Annotated in this window: 21 protein-coding genes; 17 read left to right on the top strand and 4 right to left on the bottom strand. The window is 51.7% G+C overall.

Features of this window, described 5'->3' with window-relative positions:
- From AC0YNW_RS04820 to AC0YNW_RS04845, 6 genes are all read left to right on the top strand, one after another.
- Positions 1–1,284: an ABC transporter permease gene (locus tag AC0YNW_RS04820; protein ID WP_475830946.1), complete on the top strand. Its 1,284-nt coding sequence runs from the start codon at positions 1–3 to the stop codon at positions 1,282–1,284.
- Positions 1,281–2,387 carry an ABC transporter permease gene (locus AC0YNW_RS04825; protein WP_475830947.1) on the top strand — a complete coding sequence of 369 codons (1,107 nt, stop codon included), beginning with the start codon at positions 1,281–1,283 and terminating at the stop codon, positions 2,385–2,387. Before AC0YNW_RS04820 ends, AC0YNW_RS04825 begins: the two co-directional genes overlap by 4 nt.
- Before the next feature lie 160 nt (positions 2,388–2,547).
- Positions 2,548–2,916: a glyoxalase superfamily protein gene (locus AC0YNW_RS04830; protein WP_475830948.1), complete on the top strand. Its 369-nt coding sequence runs from the start codon at positions 2,548–2,550 to the stop codon at positions 2,914–2,916.
- Positions 2,913–3,707: an inositol monophosphatase family protein gene (locus AC0YNW_RS04835; protein WP_475830949.1), complete on the top strand. Its 795-nt coding sequence runs from the start codon at positions 2,913–2,915 to the stop codon at positions 3,705–3,707. Before AC0YNW_RS04830 ends, AC0YNW_RS04835 begins: the two co-directional genes overlap by 4 nt.
- Before the next feature lie 42 nt (positions 3,708–3,749).
- The gene (locus tag AC0YNW_RS04840; RefSeq protein WP_475831270.1) at positions 3,750–4,265 is read left to right on the top strand and encodes an NUDIX domain-containing protein; all 516 of its coding nucleotides are present in this window, start codon (positions 3,750–3,752) and stop codon (positions 4,263–4,265) included.
- A 13-nt stretch (positions 4,266–4,278) separates the two neighbouring features.
- Positions 4,279–5,010, top strand: coding sequence for a ZIP family metal transporter (locus AC0YNW_RS04845; protein WP_475830950.1), 732 nt, complete (start codon positions 4,279–4,281; stop codon positions 5,008–5,010).
- A gap of 68 nt (positions 5,011–5,078) precedes the next feature.
- Here AC0YNW_RS04845 and AC0YNW_RS04850 read toward each other — a convergent pair whose 3' ends face one another.
- The 3 genes from AC0YNW_RS04850 to AC0YNW_RS04860 all read right to left on the bottom strand — a co-directional run bounded on the left by AC0YNW_RS04850 (position 5,079) and on the right by AC0YNW_RS04860 (position 6,032).
- Positions 5,079–5,219 carry a hypothetical protein gene (locus AC0YNW_RS04850; RefSeq protein WP_387475020.1) on the bottom strand — a complete coding sequence of 47 codons (141 nt, stop codon included), beginning with the start codon at positions 5,217–5,219 and terminating at the stop codon, positions 5,079–5,081.
- A gap of 78 nt (positions 5,220–5,297) precedes the next feature.
- On the bottom strand, positions 5,298–5,807 hold the full coding sequence (locus tag AC0YNW_RS04855) for an N-acetyltransferase family protein (protein ID WP_475830951.1): 510 nt from the start codon (positions 5,805–5,807) through the stop codon (positions 5,298–5,300).
- 48 nt (positions 5,808–5,855) lie between these two features.
- Entirely contained in the window at positions 5,856–6,032 is a 177-nt protein-coding gene (locus AC0YNW_RS04860) for a hypothetical protein (protein ID WP_387475024.1), read from the bottom strand.
- A gap of 130 nt (positions 6,033–6,162) precedes the next feature.
- On the opposite strand from AC0YNW_RS04860, the gene AC0YNW_RS04865 reads away from it, so the two are divergent.
- From AC0YNW_RS04865 to AC0YNW_RS04910, 10 genes are all read left to right on the top strand, one after another.
- Positions 6,163–7,953, top strand: a complete 1,791-nt coding sequence (locus tag AC0YNW_RS04865; RefSeq protein ID WP_475830952.1) for an ABC transporter substrate-binding protein — start codon at positions 6,163–6,165, stop codon at positions 7,951–7,953.
- Between the two features lie 358 nt (positions 7,954–8,311).
- Positions 8,312–9,067: a DeoR/GlpR family DNA-binding transcription regulator gene (locus AC0YNW_RS04870; protein ID WP_475830953.1), complete on the top strand. Its 756-nt coding sequence runs from the start codon at positions 8,312–8,314 to the stop codon at positions 9,065–9,067.
- 49 nt (positions 9,068–9,116) lie between these two features.
- Positions 9,117–10,649: an FGGY-family carbohydrate kinase gene (locus AC0YNW_RS04875; protein WP_475830954.1), complete on the top strand. Its 1,533-nt coding sequence runs from the start codon at positions 9,117–9,119 to the stop codon at positions 10,647–10,649.
- Between the two features lie 58 nt (positions 10,650–10,707).
- Complete coding sequence (locus AC0YNW_RS04880) at positions 10,708–11,808, top strand: M42 family metallopeptidase (RefSeq protein ID WP_475830955.1); 1,101 nt, start codon at positions 10,708–10,710, stop codon at positions 11,806–11,808.
- A gap of 77 nt (positions 11,809–11,885) precedes the next feature.
- Complete coding sequence (locus tag AC0YNW_RS04885) at positions 11,886–12,695, top strand: BtpA/SgcQ family protein (protein WP_387475034.1); 810 nt, start codon at positions 11,886–11,888, stop codon at positions 12,693–12,695.
- A gap of 57 nt (positions 12,696–12,752) precedes the next feature.
- The gene (locus AC0YNW_RS04890; RefSeq protein ID WP_475830956.1) at positions 12,753–13,808 is read left to right on the top strand and encodes a substrate-binding domain-containing protein; all 1,056 of its coding nucleotides are present in this window, start codon (positions 12,753–12,755) and stop codon (positions 13,806–13,808) included.
- Between the two features lie 17 nt (positions 13,809–13,825).
- Positions 13,826–15,358 carry a sugar ABC transporter ATP-binding protein gene (locus tag AC0YNW_RS04895; protein WP_387475038.1) on the top strand — a complete coding sequence of 511 codons (1,533 nt, stop codon included), beginning with the start codon at positions 13,826–13,828 and terminating at the stop codon, positions 15,356–15,358.
- Complete coding sequence (locus AC0YNW_RS04900; protein ID WP_387475040.1) at positions 15,355–16,353, top strand: ABC transporter permease; 999 nt, start codon at positions 15,355–15,357, stop codon at positions 16,351–16,353. The genes AC0YNW_RS04895 and AC0YNW_RS04900 overlap by 4 nt, the downstream gene beginning before the upstream one ends.
- A 22-nt stretch (positions 16,354–16,375) precedes the next feature.
- Complete coding sequence (locus AC0YNW_RS04905; RefSeq protein WP_475830957.1) at positions 16,376–17,452, top strand: ABC transporter permease; 1,077 nt, start codon at positions 16,376–16,378, stop codon at positions 17,450–17,452.
- A 182-nt stretch (positions 17,453–17,634) separates the two neighbouring features.
- On the top strand, positions 17,635–18,276 hold the full coding sequence (locus AC0YNW_RS04910; protein WP_475830958.1) for a pentapeptide repeat-containing protein: 642 nt from the start codon (positions 17,635–17,637) through the stop codon (positions 18,274–18,276).
- Between the two features lie 104 nt (positions 18,277–18,380).
- Here AC0YNW_RS04910 and AC0YNW_RS04915 read toward each other — a convergent pair whose 3' ends face one another.
- Positions 18,381–19,016, bottom strand: a complete 636-nt coding sequence (locus AC0YNW_RS04915) for a DedA family protein (RefSeq protein ID WP_475830959.1) — start codon at positions 19,014–19,016, stop codon at positions 18,381–18,383.
- A 299-nt stretch (positions 19,017–19,315) separates the two neighbouring features.
- On the opposite strand from AC0YNW_RS04915, the gene AC0YNW_RS04920 reads away from it, so the two are divergent.
- Positions 19,316–19,939 (top strand): YqaA family protein, encoded by a 624-nt coding sequence (locus tag AC0YNW_RS04920; protein ID WP_475830960.1) that lies wholly within the window; start codon positions 19,316–19,318, stop codon positions 19,937–19,939.
- Positions 19,940–20,084 lie beyond the last annotated feature (145 nt).

Genomic DNA, 20,084 nt, shown 5'->3' on the forward strand with positions numbered 1-20,084 from the left:
ATGTTTCCTTATTTGAAGAAGGATCTTCTGATCTTCTGGCGTGACCGCAGCGAAATGCTGGTCGTGCTGCTGGTTCCTGTCGTGCTTAGCGTCATATTGGGATTTGCACTGTCCAGTTGGATTGAAGGAGAACCAAGCGAGCGGTCGGTAAGCATCGCACTGGTGGTCGAGGATAACGAGGAGTCGGCAATTGCGGCATTCAGAGATACGGTCCAGACGCTTAATCGAGATGAAGAGTGGAAGGCAAGTGTGCTTCATGCGTCGGAGAGCTATCCATTGATTGAAGGACTGCGGATGACGTTCGCCAGCGACGAGATAAAGGAATGGATTCGTACTGTAGAGACTAGTGCTGACCAAGCATCGGAGCTGCTGGAGAAGAAGGAAGTGACAGCTGTCCTCACGATACCATCCGGTTTCTCCCAGCAGGCGCTTAAGCGCGCATGGCTTGAAGAAGGAGAAGGCGGCATTGTCATCGTAACCGCGCATGACCATTCCATTAAGCTGGAAATGGTGATGGGGGTAGTGGATCGCTATGTGCGAGAAGCGAATGTCGGGATGGGGCTACGCTATGTGCTGCAAGAGGCACCGGGGCAACATCAGGTGAATGAGGGTGACTTCTCATTGCCGAAGGGCGGTGTTGAACTGCTGAATAGCGTGAAGCCGTTGACCAGCTTCCAATATTTCAGCGTCTCCATCGGCATGATCTTTACGGTGTTCATCGCGGCTACAATTGCCCTTCATGCTTCGGGAGAGAAGCGGGAGCGTGTAATTGAACGGATACGGCTGAGCGGCAACAATCCCTTCCATTATCTTGGGGGCAAGCTCGTCGCATCGTTTATGATTGCATGCATGCAACTAACCAGTGTGCTTACGATATGCCACTTTGTCTTGGGTCTGTTCCACGGCAGATCGGCTGGATTCTGGATTGGCATTGCCTTAATCATTATGATGTTTTCATTTATGGTCGCATCCATGGCGTCCATCTTTACCTCTGTCATGTTCCGTATGAACAATGTGGATGCGGCGAATGCGTTGTTCAATCTTCTATTAATTATGATGGGTGTAATTGGCGGCGGATTTGTCCCGCTGTATGTGCTGCCTGAATGGCTGCGCTCTATCGGGGAATGGACGCCCAACGGCCATGCGCTCATGATGGCGCTCAGTTGGATTCAGTATGAGGATGCTGGCAGGTTATCTTCACAATTGCTGTTTCTGTTGATCTATGCAATCGTACTGGTCGCTGTTAGCGCATTGATCTATCCAAGAAGGGGGCGGGCGATATGATAGCTGTATTTTTGGCGCAATGGAAACATGATCGCCGCTCGCCTGCCCTTATTCTAGTCTTTATCGCGATCAGCATTGCGGCTACGCTGTTATTCAGCTCGAATATGAATGGCACTCCTGAATACGCGGTTTTTCCGGATAAAGGGATCGGTCATGAGGAAGCGGTGCAGCGAGTGGAGCGAATGAATGATTCTGACAGCTTCTCGTTTAAGCTGAAGAGTGAGGAGAAGGCGATTCGCGACGTGCGCGAAGGCCGGACTCATCTGGCTGTGAGGCTGCTGGCAGAGGGTGAATATCGGATCGTCACTACGGGTGAAGGGCTTAATCAATCGATGGTATCCGAGCACTTGAACCGAATCGCTTCCGAGGATGGAAGGCTTGCTTATGCAGCGGGCCTGACAGGCGATGAAGAGGCTGCATACCAATCATTCGAGAGCTTTATGGCGAGCCCTCCACTGCATGCGAATGTAGTCCGTCCGGACGGCAGGACGCTTGTCGGCAACGATATGAGCATTCAGCTATTATTTGGATTTACGTTATTTCTGGCCATGTTCACGATCGGCTTCAAAATCAATTCGGTCATGGAGGAGAAAGCGTTCGGAATCTGGAATCGGGTTATCCTATCGCCCGTCACCAAAACCGGCATGTATATGGGTCACTTATGCTACAGTCTTATTATCGGCTTGATTCATACGGCGACCGTCCTGTTGTTCTTCGATCTCGTCCTCGGCTATGATCTGGGCAATCAATATGGACTCATGCTGGTCATCATTATGATTTATTCCGCAGCTATCGTATCGCTTAGCATGCTGCTAGCGGGAATCGTGCGAACTCCGGAACAATTCCAGATGCTCCTGCCTGTTATACTGCCAATTATGCCGCTGCTGGCGGGAATCTACTTCCCGCCGGGCTTGATGACGAACAAGCTGCTGCTGTTTGCCGGTGAATTACTGCCCATCACGCATGCGGTACATGCATTGAAGCAGGTAGCCTTGTATGATGCGGGCTGGGCAGAGATTCTGATGCCGGTGGCAAAGCTTGCGTTAATCGGCGTGATTTGTATGGGTATCGGGATTAACCTGGTTGAGCGGCGCAAGGCGTAATGATCTTTTTCCAGCAAATGAAACCCCTTCGGAGCCTTGGTGCTGCGGAGGGGTTTGTTGCGTTATGATTGGTTCTTTCTTGATTGCTCAAGAAGATGTATAATCGTGGAAGCGCATAGGATACAGCCCAATCGGCATCGCCGTAAGAAAGGAGCCGCTAATGGAATTTAAAGGAGCCGTACCGATTCTTCGCATTTTTGACGAAGACAAAGCGAAGGAATTTTATCTCTCTTTTCTGGAATTCAGCTTGGATTGGGAGCATCGTTATGAAGCCGATTTCCCCTTGTATGCTCAAGTGTCCAAGGGCGGCTGCGTGCTGCATCTGTCAGAGCATCACGGCGATTGTACGCCTGGATCGGCCATTCGAATAGAAGTAGACAATGCAAAGGCTTGGCAAAAGCACTTATTAGCCAAGCAATACGGTTACGCGCGTCCGGGCTTCTCTGAGGAGTGGAATGCGGTTCAAATCACGGATCCGTTCGGCAATCGGCTGCATTTTTATTCAGAGAAGAAGGAGCAGGACGAATGATGATGAACATAGCCAAAGAAGTGGCGGTTGCAGCCGCTTACGAGGCAGGAAGATATATAAAGGAACGATTCGGTTCGATCATCCGAATAGATGAGAAAGACGAGCATGGCGATCTGGTGACGGAAGTGGATCATGGGGCGGAGGCTATTATTCTGGCAAAGCTTCGCAGCGTATTCCCGGACCATGCGATCCGGTCCGAAGAAGCGGGCGATGACGGCAAGCAGAGCGAGTGGCAATGGCTCGTCGATCCGCTTGACGGCACCAATAATTTTGCGGTGGGGCTGCCTTTATTCGGCATCTCGATCACGCTTATGCGGCGGCGCGAGCCGGTGCTGTCCGTCATCTATGAGCCGATAACCGATCGATTGTACACAGCAATTCTTGGAGAAGGGGCAAATTGCAATCAACGTCCGGTGTCTATGAATCCTGCACGGGCTTTCGTCAAGGCGAGAGTCGGCTGGATTCAAGGTCATGCTGTTCAGCAGCGTGAAGAGGCTGTACAGCTTCGGCATTATATCGATGTACATACGAAGCGAATGATGCGCCTGTGGGCGCCGACGCTGCAATGGAGCATGCTCGCAAGAGGCGATCTCGATGCCATTATGGTCTATCATTCGGAGGGTGAGGACTTGTACTCCGGCATTCTGCTTGCGATGGAGGCAGGGGCCGTTGTAGTAGATTTCGAAGGTAATCCGTTCTCAGGATCGGCCGACCAGCCTTGTCTGATTGCGTGCCATCCAGAGCATATAACAACCTTTATGAGCATGGTGGCGGAAGGTATGAAGCGTTAGTCCTTACATAGGATAAAGATCAACAGGAAGGAACTGTATGTGATGGAGCTACTGCGGGAAATCTATGAACGTGATCTGGGACTTAGCGGACGCGACGCCACCTCGCGCAGACATGGCGGCAATTTTTGGATGCGACGAGCCGTCAGAGGCATTATCTTTAATGCTCGATATGAAGTCGCGTTGTTGCATAAGAAGGACGGGAACTATTATAAGCTGCCTGGCGGCGGCATCGAAGCATCGGAGACGATGAAGATGGCGATGCAGCGTGAGGCCAAAGAGGGATTAGGCGCGGAAGTCGAGCTGACGGATGACATTGGCCTTGTGATTGAATATCGGGATGAACGGGAGCTGCTGCAGTTCTCATACGGCTATGTCGGACAAATCCGGACCCATGACAAGGAAGGGGGCGAACCTTCCGTGGATGAGGCTGGGGCATCGCTCAGCTGGCGCTCCTTGAAAGACGCCATCCAGCTCATGGAGAAGCATGAGCCGGCCACCTATGAAGGACGCTTTATCCATGAGCGCGATTTATGCTTTCTGAAGCAACTACATCGATAAGGAGCCATACATCATGACAGCAGCGCTTCTAGGCAGCTTTATCTCTGCAATGGCAACGGTGCTTGGCGCCGTGCCACTCTTGTTCGTTCGATCATTGTCGGAGAAGTGGAAGGACATTCTGATCGCCTTTACAGCCGGGATCATGGTATCGGCTTCCACATTCGGCTTGCTGCCGCAGGCGCTGAACGAGTCCGGCTTAATCCCGCTCACCATCGGATTGATTATCGGGGTGTTCGTGCTTGATCTGCTGGAGAAAAACATTCCGCATATCGATATCGAGCAGAAAAGGGGAATCAGCTCCTTCGACTCCAAGTCGCTGCTTGTTGTTATTGCGCTATTTATACATAACATCCCTGAGGGCCTTAGTACCGGATTCAGCTATGCCAGCTCCAATGAAGGTTTGGGACCGATGGTTGCGATAGCCATTGGCGCGCAGAATATGCCAGAGGGACTGGTGCTGGCCATCTTCCTCATGCAATCGAGAGTGAGCAAGCTGAAGCTGATGCTGATCGTGACGCTGACGGGCCTTGTGGAGGTTGTATCCGCAATTGTCGGATACTTTGCCGCCAGCTATGTTGAGATGCTGATCGGTTACGGTCTAGCCTTTGCTTCCGGGGCGATGCTGTTCATTGTCTATAAGGAGCTTATTCCGGAATCGCATAGTCACGGGTTTGAAAGACCGGCAACCTATTCCTTTATTGCCGGCTTGCTTGTAATGATCTACATCAGTTATTTCTTCGGCTGATGCCGTGAACATAGAAAAGGAGTGCTGCCGGCTTAAGCCTGAGCGGCACTCCTTTTCTGCGTTACAGATTAATTAGCAGGCTTCTCGTTATGGCGGACTTGCTTGGGAGACGCTTTCGTGTCGTCAGCCAGTTTATCGCCGAATTGATCCAGCCTGGACGGGCTTGCGGCAGGACCGTCATTGTCGGGCTTGTTGTTTCTTCCGGACATGCTCTTCACCTCCATCCGTATAGGATGAACTGGAAGTGAAGGCTTATGCATGCTTCGGGAAACGGATGCATCACACCATTACAGATTCATGTAGTAGATGACAGTTGCGTCGAATCCGCCTTCGGAGGAGCGGGCAAATCCGGGGATGCGCCCGGCTTCTGTATAGCCAAGCGACTTGTAGAGCTCGTTGGAGGGATCGCCAGCTCTCGTATCCAGAATGAGCAGACTTCTGTTTTCCTTCTTGGCTTGCTCGTGGGCCTTATGCATCAGTGTTCTGGCGATTCCATGCCTGCGCGCTGTTGGATGGACCATCAGCTTGGCGATCTCCGCCCGATGCGCAGCATTCTTCTTCATAGCAAGCTGCAGCTGAATCGTTCCGACTATTCTGCCGTTCAAGACAGCTGCCCATAAGAATATGCCGGGTTCAGTGACGCTCCGCCAGTATTGCTCAGCTTCTTCACGCGATAGAGGAGAGAGGAATCCAATGGAGGCGCCGTCTTCTACGACGTCTTGCAGCATGCCCGACAGCCCGGCGATATGTTCGGGAGTGAGCTGCGGCAGCAATTGAATCAATGGTGATGTAAGCATGCGTATGGCTCCTTTACCCATGATAATGTCACTATTCATCTACTTCTATTATATGAGCCCGAATCGTTTCAGAAAAGTGCCGGCTGCCTTTGATTTTTCTTTCTTGCTTGAGCTTTCCTCCGGTGTCTTCCGTTCAGCCACAAACGCCTCCAATTCCGCTTTCCTCTCCTGCTCCTCTACCCGGTCCTTCCATAGTTGACCTGGAACATAATCATGCCACAGCATCGTCACCACTCCTGTTCTCCTGTATATGAATCCCATTATGCACTCGCAAAAGGGGTAGAAAAAGTGTATAATCGAAGATGATTATTTCCCCTTTTACATACTAAGGCCTCTGGCGGAGGAGGGCATCGTCATGATTAGTGAAGAACGGTATTTGATGATGTATAGCAAAGTGGCAGAGTCAGTCGGCTCGGGCAAGCCGATCGAAGTATCGCTTGAGAGCCTCGCTGAAGCGCTGTATTGTACGCAGCGCAACGTAAAGTTTATCGTTCGCAAGCTGGAGGAGGAAGGGTTCATTCATTGGCAAGCGGGCCGCGGCCGCGGGAACCGCTCCAAGGTGACCTTTCTCTATCCGAAGGAGAAGAAGCTGCTGGAGCTGGCTCAGTTCTATGCGTCAAAGGGCGAATACAAGCATGCGTTCGAGCTGATTGAGGGCTATGGGGAAGGTACGGGAGTGCGGCATCAATTCGTGGAATGGATGAACAGCCACTTCGGATACAGAACGGAGCTGATCGATGATCTGGAGGCGGATTTGCTTAGGCTGCCGGTCTATCGTCCGATTCTGACCCTGGATCCGAAGGATTTGTATTTTGCTTTTAGCGCGCATATGGTTAAGCAACTGTTCGATTGTCTGGTCAAGTATGACCGCGAGACCAAGAAGATTATCCCTTCACTTGCACATGCGTGGGAGCATGACGAGGAGGGAAGGGAGTGGACCTTCCATTTGCGGAAAGGCATTGCATTCCACCATGGGCGCGACCTGGAGGCAGATGATGTCATCTATTCCCTGGAGCGACTTAGAGGCAGTTATGCTTCGGGCTGGTTCGTGCGCTCGATTACGGAGATCGTGAAGAGAGGGCCGCGCACCGTAACGATCAAGCTGGAGAAGCCCAATTGGCTGCTGCTCCGCTACTTGTGCTCGCCGGGCATGTCAATTGTGCCGCATGATCTGGTCGAGCAGAATGAACAGTTTTGGCAGCGTCCGGTCGGGACGGGACCGTTCCGCTTCGTGGAATGGACAGCAGATCGCTTCATTATGGAGGCCAACCCGCATTATTTCCAGGGCAGGGCGCATCTGGACGGGGTCATTATCGTCACGATGCCGGAGGATACGGCGGCTTTCGCGAAAAACTGGGATCAACTGCTGATCGATCATGACTCCAAGGATTTTAAGCCTGCGCAGGGTTGGAAGAAGGTCGAAAACGTCTCGAACGGCTGCAGCTTGCTCACTTGGAACCGCTGCAAGAGCGGGCCTCAACAATCGCCGCACTTCCGCAAGGCAGTCGATCTCTTGATTGACCGCTATCGGATGGTTACCGAGCTTGGAGAAGACCGGATGCATCCCGCCAGCGGTTTCTATCCGGGCGAGGAGTCCTACAAAGGAGCCACCTGCCAAAATGTAGAGAGAGCAATAGAACTGCTCAAGCAATCCGGTTACCGGGGAGAGCCTATCAAGATTGCGACCTACGGTATCCATGAGAAGGATGCGCGCTGGCTGCAGCGGGAGCTGACCGCGCATGGCATTACAGTGGAGGTCATTCTGGAGAACTGGATGAGCATTCGTGAGCGAAAGGTGTTGTCTGACGCGGATTGTCTATTGTACTGCGTCGTATTTGCCGAGGATGAGGTATGCATGATCGAGCTGTTCGAGCAGACGGGCAACTTCCTGCGCGAGCATCTGGACCCTGAGCTGCTGGAATGGATCGAAGCGAAGATTGATAATGCGCTGGCATGCAGGGAGACGGATGAGCGATGGAGAGAGCTGATGGATATCGAGCATAAGCTGCGCGACGAGACGCAAGTTCTCTTCCTGCTTCATAAGAAATATCAGATGTTCTACAATCCGCATATTAAAGGCATCGGCGTGAACTCGCTGGGTTGGATCGACTTCAAGGACATTTGGCTGGAAAAAGTATCAGGTTAATGCATATGCGCTATTGATCGAATTAGATGATCAAAACTTATAAAGAATGATCAAATTGATAATCAATATGATCATTCTTTTTATTGCGAAAAGGGGAAATAGACCTCTTATGATCGACAAGCTCCTGTTTATTTCTTTTAAATGTAAGGAGAATCAATGGACTGGGGGTATTTAAAAAGGGAAAAGGACCTCTTTTTGTCGATTAAAGAGAAATTAATCGTTGAAACGGCAATGAAAGGGTTTACAATTCATGAAAAGTTGTTTATGATCATTTTAAGATTTATATTGATCAATTTATGATAATTATTGATTTGAATTTGATTGCTGTGATATTATACAAACAAGGAGATTGATTGCAATGTCAACTGAAAGAGAGAAGCAAATCATCAGCTTATTGCATGAGAATTCGCCGCTTACCGTTGAAGAGCTTGCCGGATTTCTCGACGTATCGGAAGTGACGGTACGGCGCGACCTGGTCGCGATGGAGAAGAAAGGCATCATTTCCAGACGGAGAGGCGGGGCTGCGCTACCTGATCAGGGGGCAGAGCCGTTGTTCGTCCAGCGGGAGAAGAAGAACCACGACCTGAAGCGGAGGATCGGCCAGTACGCGGCTGACCAAATTCGCGAAGGGGAGGTTATCGCTCTGGATGTAGGAACGACGACGGCCGAGCTTGCGAAAGCGCTCGTCAAGAGGAGAGGCATCACCGTATTTACTTCTTCCTTCCAGGTGGCATCCATCTTGTCCAAGAGCAATCTCCATGTGTATATGATAGGCGGACTTATTCGTTTTAATGAAATGTCGATGGTAGGCAGTGTCGCGATCGAATCGATCAAAAAATTCAACTTCGACCGTTATTACTTAGGCCTGGCTGCAGTGAATAAGGAACGCGGCTTAACGGATTACAGCGTGGAGGAAGCGGAAGTGAAGCAAACCTTCATCGCCCAGTCCAAGGAAGTGATTGCACTGGTGGACCGCACGAAAGTTGGCGAGTCCTCCCTGCTCAAAGTATGTGAATTTGATCAATTAAGCGAAATTATTACGAACCGAAGCGATGAGGAAAGTGAGCATCCGGTATTTGACCTCGGCTTTCAAGGGAAGATTACACTTGTATAGCCTTTAGAAACAGGAAGGATTCGTGAAGCCGACTGAGGGGGGACATCAGATGTCATACGTACTCGGCATTGACATTGGAACATACGAATCCAAAGGGGTGCTGGTTGACCGAGAGGGCAAGATCATCGCGCAATGCGCCGTCCCACATAAGCTGGAAATCCCGCATCGAGGCTGGGCCGAGCATGACGCAGAAGCGACGTGGTGGCATGACTTTAAGCAATTGTCGCAAACGCTTACCCATATGGCGCGAATGAAATATGGCATATCGGCGGATGAGATCGCGGCTGTAGGCGTCAGCTCCATTGCTCCTGCTGTTCTGCCGATCGACAGAGAAGGGAATCCGCTACGTAAAGCGATTCTGTACGGCGTCGATACAAGGGCAGAACGCGAGATTGCAGCGTTGAATGATGCGATCGGAGAAGAGCGCGTGTTCCAGATTGGCGGCCAGTCACTCTCATCGCAGGCAGCGGGACCGAAGATCAAATGGATCAAGGATCATGAGCCGGAGGTTTACGAGAAGACATTCAAGTTTTTATGCGGCTCCGGCTATCTGGTCTACAAATTGACGGGACGATGCGTAATCGATCGTTATACCGCTGTCAACTACGCACCATTGTTTGACATCCATACGCTGGAGTGGAATGACGAGACCGTCTCCTGTACGACGGAGGTCGATAAGCTTCCGGATTTGACATGGAGCACGGATATTGTTGGAGTTGTTGCTCCGCGAGCTGCAGAAGAGACGGGATTGGCACCGGGTACACGAGTGATTGCCGGCACAGCGGATGCCATGGCGGAGGCCATTAGTATCGGCGCTATCCATCAAGGCGATCTGATGATGATGTATGGCAGCTCCACCTTCTTTATCCTGACGACGGACCGGATAATGAAAACCAGAGAGCTATGGCCCAATGTCCATATCGTGCCGGGGGCCAATACGCTGACCGGCGGCACGGCGACAGCAGGTTCGCTTACCCGATGGTTTGTCGACCAATGTCTGGGACGTGACAAGGGAAGCGGGGAAACGTCAGGCTGGTCGGTGGAGCAGGCATACATCCATATGGCCGCACAAGCGGAACTAAGTCCGCCTGGTTCTAACGGATTAATCACGCTGCCGTTCTTCAGCGGAGAGCGCACGCCGCTTCATGATGCTTCAGCCAAAGGCATGATGTTCGGCTTATCCTTAAATCATACAACAGCTGATATGTACCGCTCGCTGCTGGAAGGCATCTCATTCTCTATACGCCATAACCTGGATGTCATGAGGGAGCTTGGCGCATCGGTTGAGCGAATCGTCTCTGTGGGAGGCGGCGTCAAAAATAAGCTATGGCTGCAAAGCGTTAGCGATATCTGTCAGGTGCGTCAAGCGATTCCTGAGGTTACAGTTGGCGCCGCATATGGAAACGCTTACATTTGTGGACTGGCATTGGGCTGGCATGATCGGCTGGAGGAAATCGACGAATGGGTGAACATCATTCGTTATATTGAACCGGGGTCTGATCATCGGGATGTGTATGAACGGCATTACGCCATCTATCATCGCTTGTATGAGCGGACGAAGGATCTGATGAAGGACTTGTAGGACTTATATGTATCAAGATTACAGAGAAGACAGTCAGATAAGCTTGGGAGGCTAGCGAATGGAAGAGCAAATGACCTACATGAAAAAGAGATTGCAGGAATTAACCTCGCTTGCGGCAGTTTCCGGTTATGAAGATCCGGTGATCCGGTATGTGACAGATCAGTTGAAGTCGACAGGGGAAGATGTTCAGGTCGACGCGCTCGGCAATGTGACGGTACGCATGAACAAGATTGAAGGCAAAGAGCCGTTCCGTGTCATGATCTTCGCCCATATGGATGAGCTGGGCCTTGTCGTAAACAAGATTGAGGAGGGCGGCTTCCTTCGGGTGGAGCGGCTGGGCGGCATTCCTGAGAAAAGCCTGGCGGGCCAGACCGTAATCGCGGAGGCGAACGGCCGGACATGGCAAGGCATTATCGGGACAAAGGCACATCATGTGACACCTTCAGAGGAGAAGTACCGCGTCCTGCCCGTAAGTGAAGTATTCGCAGACTTCGGGTTCCGGTCGAGGAAAGAAGCGGAAGATGCAGGCTTCGAGGTCGGCATGCCTGTCATGTACGCACGCCAATACTTCGATAACGGCTCACGCGTATTCTCCAATGCGCTCGACAATCGCGTGGGGTGCCTGACTCTGCTTGAATTGGCAGACCGGGTGAAGGGTAGCGAGCTTCCTTGCGAGCTCTACCTCGTCTTCTCGGTCCAAGAGGAGTTCAATCTGCGGGGCGTGCTGCCGGCAGTGCGCCGCATTAATCCGCATCTGGCGATTACGCTTGACATTACGATTGCTACGGACACGCCGGATCTGAAATCGAAAGGTGATATTGTGCTAGGCGGCGGCCCAAGCATCGGGATGTATACGTTCCATGGCAGAGGCACGCTGGGCGGCTTGATTCCGAATCCGAAGCTGGTCAAACATATTAAGCAAGTGGCTGCCAGCCGCCAAATTCCGCTTCAGCCCGCCGTATTTATGGGCATCTTGACGGACGCCTCGTTCAGCCAGCTGGAAAACGACGGCTTGCCGATGGTCGATCTGGGCTACCCTGCGAGATATACGCATGCGCCGGTGGAATCCGTCGATCTGGACGATGTGAGCAAGCTGATTGAACTGCTGGAGCAATTGGTGCACACGCTTGACGGCAATGTGGACTTCAGCAGGGGATAATGACGCGTCGGCAAGCTCTAATAGAAGGAACTTAATCAACAAGATGAGATAGACACATTCTGGGGAGGATGAACGATATGACATGGTTGAAGGATGTACTCGGTACGGAGAAAGCGGTTATTGCGATGTGCCACTTGATGGCATTGCCCGGAGATCCCTACTTCAATAGCGAAAAAGGGATGGACTACGTCGTAGAGATGGCCAGAAAAGACTTGAAGGCGCTGCAGGACGGCGGGGTAGACGCCGTTATGTTCTCCAACGAATTCAGCTTGCCGTACCTGACGGAAGTGAAGACGGAGACGGTGGCAGCCATGGCCCGTATTGTCGGCGAGTTGAAGCCGGACATTCGAATCCCATTCGGCGTGAACGTACTCTGGGATGCAAAGAAGTCGCTTGATCTGGCAGCGGCAACCGGAGCGCTCTTCATCCGCGAAATCTTCACCGGCGTATATGCCAGCGACTTTGGCCTCTGGAATACGAACGTTGGCGAGACAGTGCGCCATCAGCAGCGAATCGGGGCCGGCAATGTTAAGCTGCTGTTCAACATCGTACCGGAAGCGGCAAAATACGTTGCGGACCGCGATATCGAAAGCGTCGCCAAGTCGACCGTATTCAACAACCGCCCTGACGCCCTGTGCGTGTCCGGCCTGACGGCAGGAGCGCAGACCGATTCGCAAATTTTGAAGAAAGTGAAAGATTCAGTCCCGGAGACGGTCGTGCTTGCCAATACAGGCGTTCGCCGTGAGAATCTGGTTGAGCAATTATCGATTGCCGACGGAGCCGTAGTGGGAACGGCCTTCAAAATAGACGGAAAATTCGAAAATCATGTGGACCAGGCAAGAGTGAAAGCTTTTATGGATGATGTGAAGGCGTTTAGGCAGCGGTAATTCCGCTGCTGGACGTTTTGACATAAAATTTAAATCATCTTTAGGGGGAAGCAATCAATGGTCAAGAAACGTTCGATGTCAGCAGTTGCTATGTTACTTATCTTTTGCATGGTGATCCTCACCGCTTGCGGCGAAAGCAATTCGGGAAGCAACAATGGAAGCGGTGGGACGAACAACGGCGGCAATGAAGGCGGCAAGAAATACAAAATCGCTACCGTTGTTAAACTGACCGGTGTAGCCTGGTTCGATCGGATGGAGGAAGGCGTAAAGGAATTCGGCAAGACGACCGGACACGATACGTTCATGCAAGGTCCTCAGAAAGCGGATGCGGCTCTCCAAGTGCAAATTATCGAAGATTTGATTGCCCAGAAGGTGGATGCGATTACGGTTGTTCCGTTTTCCGCGGAGGCGCTTGAGCCTGTGCTGAAGAAAGCCCGCGACAAAGGCATCGTCGTCATCACGCATGAAGCGGACGGCATGGTGAATACGGACTTCAACATTGAAGCATTCGACAACCTGGAATACGGCGCATTCCTGATGGATAACCTGGCGAAGGCTATGGGCGAGGAAGGCGAATATATGACGACAGTAGGCAGCTTGACAACCAAATCTCACATGCAGTGGGAAGAAGGCGCTTATAACCGTCAGCAGGAAAAATACCCGAATATGAAAGCGGTTGCCCGCCAGCTGGAGACGAATGACGACCAGAAGATTGCCAGCGAGAAGCTGCGCGAGACGTTCAAGGCATTCCCTAATCTAAAAGGCTTCCAAGGCGCATCCGGCAACGATGCGGCAGGCGCGGCGCTGGCGATTGAAGAGTCCGGCCTGATCGGCAAGGTGAACGTGGTCGGCACTAGCGTTCCGTCCGTATCGCAGAAGTATCTGGATAGCGGCGCGATGTCGATGATCGGTTTCTGGGACCCGGCTGAAGCGGCGAAAGCAATGAACTCCCTAGCTGTGAAGGTGCTGGAAGGCAAAACAGGCGAGATTAAAGAAGGCTACGACCTGGGCGTACCTGGCTACGAGAAGCTGATTGTGAAGGACGGCAAATATTTGTACGGCGCTGCATGGGTGGGCGTTACGAAAGAAAATGTAACCGATTACGATTTCTAGGAGAGGGTGACCCGAACATGCCTAAAGCCCTGATTGAACTGAACCATATCAATAAATCGTTCGCCGGCGTCCATGCCTTGAAGGATGTGTCGCTGCGGATCGATTATGGCGAAGTCCATTGTTTGGCCGGGGAGAACGGCTGCGGGAAATCCACTCTGATCAAGGTCATGTCCGGCGTTCACGCGCCGGATCATGGCGAGATAAGAATCGATGGAGAACTGCGCAGTCAGCTGAACCCGATTGAAGCGATCAATTCCGGAATTCAAGTGATTTATCAGGATTTCTCAATCTTCCCTAACTTGACGGTAGCCGAAAATATCGCCTTGAACGGCGAGCTTGCCGCGAGGAAAAAATGGATCAATTGGAGCAAGATGCGCGTAGCGGCGCGGCAGGCGCTGGATAAGGTTGGCGTTGACCTGGATCTGAGTGCGAAAGTGGAGCATTTGTCGGTTGCCGACAAGCAGTTGATCGCGATTTCGCGGGCGCTTATGCACGAAGCCAAGCTGATCGTTATGGATGAACCGACCACCGCGCTTACTCAGAAGGAAGTACGCGCTTTATTTCGTGTCATTGAGGGATTGAAGCGGGATGGCATCTCGATTTTATTCGTAAGCCACAAGCTGGAAGAAGTGTTCGAGCTCTCGGAGCGGATTACGATTATGCGTAATGGAAAAAACGTCATCTCCGAACGCGCGGATCAATTGAACCGCGAGAAGCTGGTCTATTATATGACCGGGCGTCAAATTGACGAAAGCTATTATGAGATCGGAAAGCAATCAGGCATGCCGCTGCTCAGAACAGACAACTTGTCGTTAAAGGGCTGCTTTGAACATATATCGCTTAGCATTCATCCCGGTGAAATTGTGGGGTTAACGGGCTTGCTCGGCTCTGGCAGAACGGAACTGGCGGAAGCGCTATTCGGTCTGACTCCCGCAACATCGGGAGGGATCTACCGTGACGGCGAGCCCGTCAGCATCCGGTCCGTTCAGGACGCGGAGGCGCACGGAATCGCCTATGTGCCGGAGGACCGGCTGACAGAGGGACTATTCCTGGAGCAATCGATTGAGCGCAACATGGTTGTCAGCGTCATCGACGAGCAGAAGGACAAATGGGGCATGATCGACAGGCGCAAAGTGAAGTCGACTGTTCGGAGCTGGATTGAAAAGCTGGGCATTGTCGCTCATTCGCCGCTCTCTCCGGTGAAGACACTCTCCGGCGGCAACCAGCAGCGCGTCGTGCTTGCCCGATGGCTTGCAGCGGGACCCAAACTGCTGATTCTGAATGGTCCGTCCGTCGGCGTAGACATTGGCTCGAAGGAAGATATTCATCAGGTCATTCGGGAGTTGGCGGGACAAGGGCTGGGCGTTCTCATGATCTCTGATGATTTGCCGGAGCTGCGGCAGAGCTGCAATCGGGTGCTGGTTATGAAGCGCGGACGAATCATCGGGGAAGCGGAAGGCAAGACGTTCACGCAGGATGTATGGTCGCGGCTGCACGACGCTCATGAAGAAGAGGCAGGGGCTGCAGAGCACAGGGGGAACACCGCATGAGAAAATGGACAAAAACAAGCGAGTTTTATGTGGCGGTAATTATACTGGTGCTGTTCGCCGCTATCGGCAGCCAAAACGGCGCTTTCTTCAGCTCTGCGAATATGTTCGATCTGATTCGGAGCAGCATTGTTCCGGGCATCTTCGTGATCTGTACGATGATGGTCATTATATCGGGCGGCATTGATGTGTCATTCCCGGCCATTGCAACGTTCAGCATGTTCTCGGCTACGAAGATCATCTTGCTGCTGGGCTTTGATGTTCCTGTCTACGCGGCATTCCTGCTGGCGGGCATCATCGGGCTAGGCTTGGGCTTGATTAATGGCTTGCTGATTGCTTTCTTCAAGCTGCCTACACTGATCGTCACCTTAGGCACCTCATCGATGTTCAGCGGATTCCTGCTTACCTTCGTTGGCAGCCGCCAAATTAGCAATCTGCCAGCACCGCTGGAACAATTCGGTAAGACATCAGTGATCAAATTTACGACGGATGCGGGCATTACGGTCGGCTTGCCGATGTCTGTCCTTATTACAGCAGCTGTCATCATCCTGGTGGCCATTATGATGAAGTATACGATGATTGGCCGCGGCATCTACGCGCTTGGCGGTGATCCGGTATCGGCAGAGCGCATTGGCTTCAATACAAAGTTCCTGCAATGCTTCGTATACGGCTTCGTCGGCTTCCTGGCCGGCATCGCCGGCATGATCCAGACAACAATGATGAGAAGCTCCAATCCGGTCGATCTGCTTGGAACGGAGCTCCTGATCATTGCGGCGGTGGTGCTCGGCGGTGTAAGGATTACGGGCGGCCACGGCACGGTAACGGGCGCATTGCTCGGCTTGCTGCTGATCGTAACGATTCAGAACAGCCTCATTCTGGTCGGCATTCCGTCTTACTGGCAGCGCTTCGTGATCGGCGCGCTTATCCTGATCGGAACCGGTATCGCCGCTTATCAAATCAAACGTTCGTCATCAAACCAATCATCTATCTTGACCTGACGACAGTCAGTAGGAGGTACTTATGACCAATCAAGCTACAAAACGTACGGGACCGGATGCGTCATACGACGATCTGTCGTTCTCCTTGAAGCGTTGGCTATCCTCGGACGGAAACCTGACCCGGCTGTTCGTCATTATGGTCCTGGTATTCGTTACGATGACGATTCTTAGTCCGGGCACGTTCTTGACGCTCGACAGCTTCAGCTCTATGGCATTTCAATTTCCTGTCCTCGGCATCCTGTCGCTCGCGATGATGCTGACGATGGTCTCAGGCGGCATCGATCTATCGATTGTCGGCATTGCGAATTTGACATCGATTCTCGCTGCCATGGTCATGGTCCGGCTTGTGCCGGAAGGGGCATCGGCTGGAACAAGCCTGTTGTATATGCTGCTTGGAATCGTATGCGCCCTTATCGTAGGGGTGCTGTGCGGCTTGCTCAACGGATTTGCCGTTGCGAAGATCGGCATTCCGCCGATTCTTGTGACGCTGGGCAGCATGCAGCTGTTCATGGGTCTTGCTATCGTCATTACGAAGGGGCAGGCTGTTGTCGGATTACCGGAGCAATTCTCCACAATCGGGAATGGCAGTCTTATCGGCATTCCCGTTCCCCTCCTGATATTCACTCTCTGTGTAGTAGCCGCTTATCTCTTGTTGAATCGCCGTCCGTACGGCATGAAGCTGCAGCTGCTCGGCAGTAACCCGACGGCTTCCCGTTACGGTGGCATCAACAATACGACGGTGTTGCTGAAGACGTATGCGCTTAGTGGTCTGCTGGCTTCTATTGCCGGTCTGGTCATGATCGCACTGACCAATTCGGCCAAAGCCGACTATGGAACATCGTATATTCTGCAAGCAATTCTTGTCGTAGTGCTTGGCGGCGTCAATCCGAACGGAGGATTCGGCAAGATCGCCGGCGTTGTGATGGCCGTTCTGACGCTTCAATTCCTGTCCAGCGGTCTCAACGCGCTTCATGTGGGCAACTTCTTTAAGGATTTCATTTGGGGAATCGTACTGATTCTTGTGATGGTGATCAATGCAGTTAGTCCGAAGTTGAAGTGGAAGAGGAGATCCGCGAGATCATCAAGTTCGTCGTCATAGTAATACTTTAACAGGATAAGAGCCGGTCCAATTCAGCCATTGCTGAGTGGGATCGGTTTTGCTTTATGCCTAGCAAGTCGGTATTCAATGTACACGAATGCCATGCCAAGCGTTCTCTGTTAAAATAAGGAGATAACTATTCTGGCATAAGCGCCAGGGTACGAGTGGGGAGGTTTCTTGCATTGAGCAAAAAGCAATGGATTGCAAGATGGAGCGAGGATCAGATCATAGATTTGAACCAGGCGCTGGATGCAGTTACGGGCAAGCAAAACTTGCATAAGAAAGGACGCGCTTTTCCATCGTCTCCCTTCGGCTTGACTGATGATGGACTGGAAGATTATCGAGGATTCACGTTGAATACAACGATTCAATATTTGAAGACGGAGCGAATCGATCTGTCGTATGCTTTATTTGCAGAGTCGAGCCTGAATACTTCCGAATTTACGAATTGCTGTTTTGATGGGGTAAAGCTGGATGGCAGATATATGACCAGGCAATTCAACGAGTGCTCGTTCCGGGGGGCGAAGCTGAACAATGCCAGACTTGGCGAGCGCTTTGAGGATTGTTATTTTACAGGCTGTAATTTAAGCAAGGCAATAGCGAGTGATGCGACGTTCATCCGATGCCGGTTCGACGATGTGCAATTTCGAGGTGCGATGTTCATGCACTGTCGCTTTGAGGATTGCAGCTTTGAAGGGGCCAAGCTACATCATGGCTCGTTCGCTGGAAGCCGGTTCTCGGGCGAAGCCATCAGGCTTCCCGAATGGGGCAATACCATCATTGCCGGTGTCAAGCTCAATGGGGAGGCACTAGGCGGAAATTGAACTTATTCCTTCAAACAGCTGACTGCTATCCGCTTCTGTATGAAAAAACCAGCCTATCTCAGCGTTTGCTGAAATGGGCTGGTTTTTTGCTGTCCGTCTAAACGTTAGCGATCGATTGCTTTGGCGGCTGTTCTCTTTTGCTGCAAATGCTTGCGCCACTTCATGAATAGGAAGATGGTGAGCGCTGCGCCTACGCCGATGGTAATGTACAGCAAGGATTGCTCTACCCATACCAGCACATGCTTCCACTGCTCGCCGAAGAGGAAGCCAATGCCGGTGAACAGGATAACCCATATGGCCGCTCCTGTGTAGGCGTAGAGTGCGAATGTGCGGAAAGGCACACGAATGATGCCAGTCGCATAGCCGATAAATTGCCGTACACCTGGCATCAAAAATGAAAAAAGCAGCAGCTTGTTGCCGTGTTTTTCGTACGCTTGCTTGGTTCTCTCCATATGTACCGGCTTCAGCAATAATCGTTCGCCGTATCGGTCAAACAGCGGCTGCCCGAACTTGTATCCAATCCAATAGGTAACGGTCATGCCGATAATCGCGCCAGCATACGCCGATGCTACAGCCGGCAGCCAGTGCATCACGCCTTTATACGCCAGATAACCGGTATACGTCAGCGTTGTATTGCCCGGCGGAATCGGGAGAGCGATGGCATCCAGCGGCAGACCGATCAACAACACAAGATAGCCGTATTGAGCAAATAATTGTTCTACGATTTCAAGTAGCTTCAACTGCGATAACTCCTTTTGCATGAATCCGAGTGGCTTATTGTCGTGCGGCACCACTGGAGCCGCTTCTACTAAAACAGCGTGCCCATGTCTGCCATTGTTAGCATACCTTACAGGCTGCCTGCCTGATAACCGACCCGCGAAGGGACGGAGACTGGTCTTAGGTCTGGGACGGAAACTAGACCTCCACCAATTGTTGGATTGCGGTTATACCTATAGGATTACAGTAGACGTATTTACGGCGTTGTGCGCAGGTCAAAAAAAGGGGTCACCGACAGACTGCGGGATAGGAGCACGGGCAATTGCTAGAGGATATCATCAACTATTTACTGAATTACGGCGCTTGGGGATTATTTATTCACTCATTCGCAGACGCGGTGATCTTCCCGATTCCCGCTTTGTTTACACAAGTATCATTAAGCTTGCTTGATCCGTCCAATGCGCTGTGGCTGGCAACGATCGGATTCATCGGATGTTTGCTGGGCACACCGCTGGGCTATTGGATTGGAAAGGGGCTAGGGCATTCGGTCATGAACAGGATGCTGAAAAAATCATGGGTCGATTCCGCCAGCAACTTGATTCAGAGAAACGGAGAAGCTGCGATTCTGCTCGGCTCCTTTACGCCGATTCCTTTTAAAGTGTTTACAATCTTGTCCGGCTGTCTGAATTTCCCGTTATGGCGATTGATGGCTTATGCAGCTATAGGTCGTGCGGCCAAGTTCTACATTGTAGGCACATTGTTCTATCTCTACGGCCGGTCCGCCGAAGGAATGGTCAAGGATGTATCGTTGTATTTGTTGATAGGAATTGTTCCTATCGTGCTCATTATTATCTACATTCGGAAGCGTAAAAAAAGAAAAGCGAAGCAAGCGGAACTTGCGCAAGAAGGACAACAAGAGCAGCTTGGGCAGGAGATCGGTTCCTAAGCCTGAAGAACAGTTCTCCTCCGTCTGAGGTCGGAGGGCAAAACAATACCTTAGCCTGTTAAGGGATCATCATGGATGGGCTATAATGACCATATTGATAGAATAAGAGTAATTCAGTATCGGAATGAAGACGGCGCCCGGCTCC

The sequence above is a fragment of the Paenibacillus sp. J31R120 genome (assembly GCF_056269225.1).